This window comes from Coleofasciculus sp. FACHB-712, assembly GCF_014695635.1.
Classification (GTDB): domain Bacteria; phylum Cyanobacteriota; class Cyanobacteriia; order Cyanobacteriales; family FACHB-T130; genus FACHB-T130.
In genome coordinates this window covers 1-4,577 of record NZ_JACJOQ010000106.1, presented here as the reverse complement: position 1 = coordinate 4,577, position 4,577 = coordinate 1, and the positions used below count along the sequence as shown (strand labels likewise).

Below are 4,577 nucleotides of genomic sequence, written 5' to 3'. Positions count from 1 at the left end.
GCACTCAGCGCTTTATCAAAGGAGGGATTCTTTCTCAAGAATGACCTGTAAATGCCAGGAAGAGGGCAAAATTTACACTCAGGTAGAGCTGCTCAGACTGGATAAACCATGAAAATTGACCATGTTCACTTCTATGTTGAAGATGCCAAAGCGTCGCGCGACTGGTTTGTGCTACTGCTGGGCTTTCAAGCAGTAGCCGCTGGGGTAAGCGACCACACTCGCACAGAAGTGGTCAAAAGCGGCTCAGTCTATTTTTTGCTATCTTCACCCCTGACATCGGCGAGTCCCGTTGCCCAGTTTCTGCACCAACATCCTCCCGGTGTTGCTGACATCGCTTTTAGCGTTCCTGATGTGGAAGCGGTGATGACGAAGGCGGTCAATGGAGGAGCTAAGGTGTTGCAACCCATCCAAGAACAACCGGGTAAGGTCTTTCTGAAGTGGGGCAAGATTGCCGCTTGGGGTTCTTTGAGCCATACCTTGATAGAAAGGCAGCCTAAGTTTGTTGAGCGCCAAGATAGAGGTTTTATTTGCACTTTTCCCCAGCTTGACTGGGATGGCGGAAAAGCCTTATGGGATGATGATTCCGAGCGGTTAGATGGCAGGAGCAACACCGGCTTCGCGTTTGGCGGCATCGATCATGTGGTGCTGAATGTGGCGGCTGGGGACTTGGATCGGGCAGTTGCTTGGTATGAAAAGACGCTAGCGTTTATACCGCAGCAGTCGTTTGCGATTCAAACCGAGCGTTCGGGACTGCACAGTAAGGTGATGCATCATCCGGATGGTTGGGTCAAGTTACCGATTAATCAACCCGCATCTGCGAATTCCCAAATTCAGGAATTTTTGGAGGTGAATCAGGGGCCAGGAGTTCAGCATATTGCTTTGCAAACGCCCAATATTGTGAATGCGATCGCCTATCTCCGTCAACGCGGTCTACCCTTCCTACAAGTCCCCGGCACCTACTACACGCAACTGCTTCACCGCCAAGGACTTCAGCTATCGGAGGCTGAAATTCAGGAAATCGCGGCGCAACAAATTTTGGTGGATTGGGAGGAAAACTCTCCCGAAGCGTTGCTACTGCAAATCTTCACTCAACCGATTTTTGAACAACCGACTTTCTTCTTTGAGTTAATTGAGCGTCGCTTACAGGCACGGGGTTTTGGGGAAGGCAACTTTCGCGCTCTTTTTGAAGCAATTGAACGAGAGCAGATGAAGCGGGGTAGCCTGTATTGAGGAACCTATCGGCAGGCAGGTAAAAAGGGGGTATTTTGTGATTAATCTTAGTCATATAGATTAACCCCTGCGTCTAAAAATGTTAAGAATTATCAGTGACTTCGACGGCCCAATTATGGACGTTTCGGAGCGATATTACCAAGTTTACCAGTTTTGTTTGGAACAGACGCGGCGGGAAGACCAGTCAGTGCGTCAGATGTCTAAGGAGGAGTTTTGGGGTTTGAAGCGCTCGCGCGTCCCAGAACGACAAATCGGCATCCTTTCCGGTCTCGATGAAGAGCAAGCCCAAGCATTTGCGGCACTGCGGCGTCAAACCGTGCATACCATGCCCTATCTAGTTTATGACGCCCTGGCACCCGGAGCCGTTGACGCCCTGGAAAAAGTAGTACAGCAAGCAGGCGTCGATTTGGTCGTACTAACCATGCGCCGTCAACGAGAGTTAGATTACGCTTTCGGTCGTTACGACTTAGCGCGATTTTTCCCAGAGAATCGGTGCTACCACCTGGCGAACGACTACGTGAAGACTCGTGACATCGACGACAAACCCCTGCTGATGGAACGCGCGATCGCGGAACTTCCTCCCGCCTCTGAGGTGTGGATGATCGGGGATACCGAGGCTGATATAATTGCCGCAAAAAACCACGGCGTTAAGGTCATCGGGGTTTTGTGCGGGATACGCGATCGCGCTCAGCTTGAGCAATACCAGCCAGACTTGATCGTAAACAACCTTGGTGAAGCCGTGGATTTCGTGTTGAGTCAGCCGCTGCCTGAAGAATTAAACATAAAAAATGAAAAATTAAAAATTCTCTAATTAACTCTTAATTTTTCATGTTTAATTCTTAGCTTTAGCGCAGAAAGCTACTAACCAGCCAGAGAATAATAAACGTCACCACCGTGACGAATTTATCTGGCGTCAATCCGATATTGGAAATTTGCGTCATCAGCACATTATCGAGCAGCGTTCCCAATCCAATTCCAACGAACAACCCCAGCAGCGTCAGCAGGAAAGCGCGACCAAATTTCCGCTCTTTGCGATTGACCAAAAATAAAGTTAATCCAGCCCCTAACGCCATATTCAATGGCAGCATCGAATCATTGGTGCCTGGATAGGCTGTAATGGCGCTCAATGCCAAGAACAAACCGCTAGGCCACGCCACCTCCTGTAAGGAAGGCGTATCAATCAGATTTTGCAACCAAGCTGGGGAACGGTTGACCGGCACAGGGGTAAAAGTGGGAGGAGGCGCGATCGCCCGCTCTGGAAACCGAATCCGTTCCGGAACCTTAATTTTTCCCTCTTGGCGCATCCTCAGACGTTCCATTAAAATCGCATCGTAGGCCGTCTCCATCGCTTCCAGAAGCTCCTTCTCGCCATGATGCTCTTGAAGAAGGCGCTTGCGGGTCTCCTGAATTTCCTCAAAAGTTGCGTCTTCTGACAGTCCAAGCTTTTCGTAGGGATTTTGCTCGCTCATCCAAAACCTCCCAGAGATCTATTATTTTTAGCAGTCTTCATCGACTCAATCGTTTCTGGCAATCTAGCTCCCTATCTACACTGCCAGTTCCTCAGGCTAGAAGAAAGTATCGTTAGCCAGCCGTTCTAACCTATGTAACCTAAAACTCCCTAATTCCCGTTGCGAAAAGAGGATCTCCGACCCCATGAGAGCGCGATTGGAATACTTTCACGCTGATTGGAGAAGGTGCTACGGCTCTTGAAGGATGGAATGGTCATAAATTACTACATTTGGCAAAGTATCTATACATTTCCCGTGAAGTTTTGTCATACTGGTTCTTTGTTCAAAGCCGTTCAAGTCCTTGAAATCACTGCCTAATCGCAGTTGATCCTTAGCCTTGAGTGCCTACATTCATCCTATCCTCCAAGTTAGTTTAGCTTGATCCTTGAACACAAGCGCTTCTCTCGAAAGACACTTTTATTCGTTTACCAGCTAACCGTCAGATGATTTATCCGGATTCGCTCGGCAAATTTAATTTTTTTAGACAAAAAAGACTTACAACAAACCGCCAGACTGCCCATCGTGGAGACTTGACGATTACGAGATATTTTCACTAACTGGGGAGAGCGACGATAATTGTCTAAAATGCTCATTACGTCATTAAGCTTGGGAATATTAATAAGGTAAGGAAGCGATTTTTCGCCTTCCAAAGCGCTTATTTCCCCGACTCGACCTGTTTGCTTAAAATACCGCTGTCCGTTAATCATAATCCAGTTCTTAGTGGAAAGTTATGGTCCTGGCTTCCGCAACTCACAAGATTCTTGTCGTGGATGACGATCCGGCCATCCGGAATCTCATCTATCGCTTCTTAAGTCAGCAAAACTATCAAATGGAGTCTGCTGAAGACGGCAAGACCGCCCGCGCCGTGTTTGATCAATTCAACCCAAACCTGGTGATTCTGGACGTGAATTTGCCTGACGCGAATGGCTATCAACTCTGCAAAGAATTGCAAAGCCGCACCGACGTATTAGTACTGCTGCTAACGAGTCGCGCTGACGAAAACGATAAAATCCACGGCTTCTCCCAGGGTGCGGATGACTACATTACCAAGCCTTTTAGCTTGGGAGAGTTAGGCGTCCGCGTCGGGGCGCTTTTAAAGCGCCATCGACCCCTGAAAGTCGCCGAACAGCAACGCCTCATCTTTGACAAACTGGTAATCGATCCAGTGCGTCGAGAGGTGAATCTGAGCGACCAACCAGTACCTCTGACCGCCTTAGAATTTAATTTGTTGCATTTCTTGGCGAGTCATCCCGGTCGAGTTTGGCGTCGAGCCGAGTTAATCAAGGAAGTTTGGGCTTCTGACTACATTGGAGACCCACGGGTTGTTGACGTTCATATTGGGCAGATTCGCAAGAAGATAGAAATCGATTCTACTCAGCCTGAGTTAATTCAAACGGTTCGGGGCGTCGGTTACAAGTTTGAAGTTCCTGGTAAACCCGAACTCAATGGCAAAGCGGAGCGCTGAAACGGTATGGATCAAGAACATCAAAGCCTCAAATCATAGTTTTTGCTAGGGAAAAAACGCTGGAGTTCTTTTTTAATGCCACGCAAGTGTCTGAAGAATGCCAATCGGTTCGCTGTGCTACCCCCTCTAATCCTGCTGAGTCTGGTTATGAGTCTTCTGCTGGGGGCTTGCACTGCCCCAGCTCTTTCCCCAAAAGCATCTGAATCTACATCTACCACGCTGACTGTTGCTGCTGCTGCTTCGTTGACCGAAGCTTTTACAGAGATTGCCACATCCTTTCAAGCTCAGCTTCCTACCTTTACCGTTAACTTTAATTTTGCCGCTTCTGGTTTCTTGCAAAAGCAAATCGAACGGGGTGCCCCCATTGATGTATT

6 protein-coding genes are annotated in these 4,577 nt (G+C 48.4%); 4 read left to right on the top strand and 2 right to left on the bottom strand.

Annotated elements, in window-relative coordinates; translation table 11 throughout:
* Positions 1–108 precede the first annotated feature (108 nt).
* Both hppD and H6F50_RS02650 read left to right on the top strand, forming a co-directional pair.
* Positions 109–1,230, top strand: coding sequence for a 4-hydroxyphenylpyruvate dioxygenase (gene hppD, locus H6F50_RS02655; RefSeq protein ID WP_190426043.1), 1,122 nt, complete (start codon positions 109–111; stop codon positions 1,228–1,230).
* 79 nt (positions 1,231–1,309) lie between these two features.
* Complete coding sequence (locus H6F50_RS02650; RefSeq protein WP_190426040.1) at positions 1,310–2,041, top strand: HAD family hydrolase; 732 nt, start codon at positions 1,310–1,312, stop codon at positions 2,039–2,041.
* A 34-nt stretch (positions 2,042–2,075) separates the two neighbouring features.
* Here the strand turns inward: H6F50_RS02650 and H6F50_RS02645 are convergent, their stop codons facing one another.
* Entirely contained in the window at positions 2,076–2,699 is a 624-nt protein-coding gene (locus H6F50_RS02645) for a CPP1-like family protein (RefSeq protein WP_190411412.1), read from the bottom strand.
* A gap of 464 nt (positions 2,700–3,163) precedes the next feature.
* Entirely contained in the window at positions 3,164–3,445 is a 282-nt protein-coding gene (locus H6F50_RS02640; RefSeq protein ID WP_190426037.1) for a hypothetical protein, read from the bottom strand.
* A 23-nt stretch (positions 3,446–3,468) separates the two neighbouring features.
* Between H6F50_RS02640 and H6F50_RS02635 the strand changes: the two genes are divergently transcribed.
* Together H6F50_RS02635 and H6F50_RS02630 are read left to right on the top strand one after the other, a co-directional pair.
* Positions 3,469–4,203, top strand: coding sequence for a response regulator transcription factor (locus H6F50_RS02635; protein ID WP_190411414.1), 735 nt, complete (start codon positions 3,469–3,471; stop codon positions 4,201–4,203).
* A gap of 75 nt (positions 4,204–4,278) precedes the next feature.
* A partial coding sequence (locus tag H6F50_RS02630) for a substrate-binding domain-containing protein (RefSeq protein WP_199291949.1) occupies positions 4,279–4,577 on the top strand: 299 nt, incomplete at its 3' end.

Coding starts and splice junctions, on each gene's coding strand:
- hppD (WP_190426043.1), top strand. CDS start 109: ATGAAAATTGACCATGTTCACTTCTATGTTGAAGATGCCAAAGCGTCG.
- H6F50_RS02650 (WP_190426040.1), top strand. CDS start 1,310: ATGTTAAGAATTATCAGTGACTTCGACGGCCCAATTATGGACGTTTCG.
- H6F50_RS02645 (WP_190411412.1), bottom strand. CDS start 2,699: ATGAGCGAGCAAAATCCCTACGAAAAGCTTGGACTGTCAGAAGACGCA.
- H6F50_RS02640 (WP_190426037.1), bottom strand. CDS start 3,445: ATGATTAACGGACAGCGGTATTTTAAGCAAACAGGTCGAGTCGGGGAA.
- H6F50_RS02635 (WP_190411414.1), top strand. CDS start 3,469: ATGGTCCTGGCTTCCGCAACTCACAAGATTCTTGTCGTGGATGACGAT.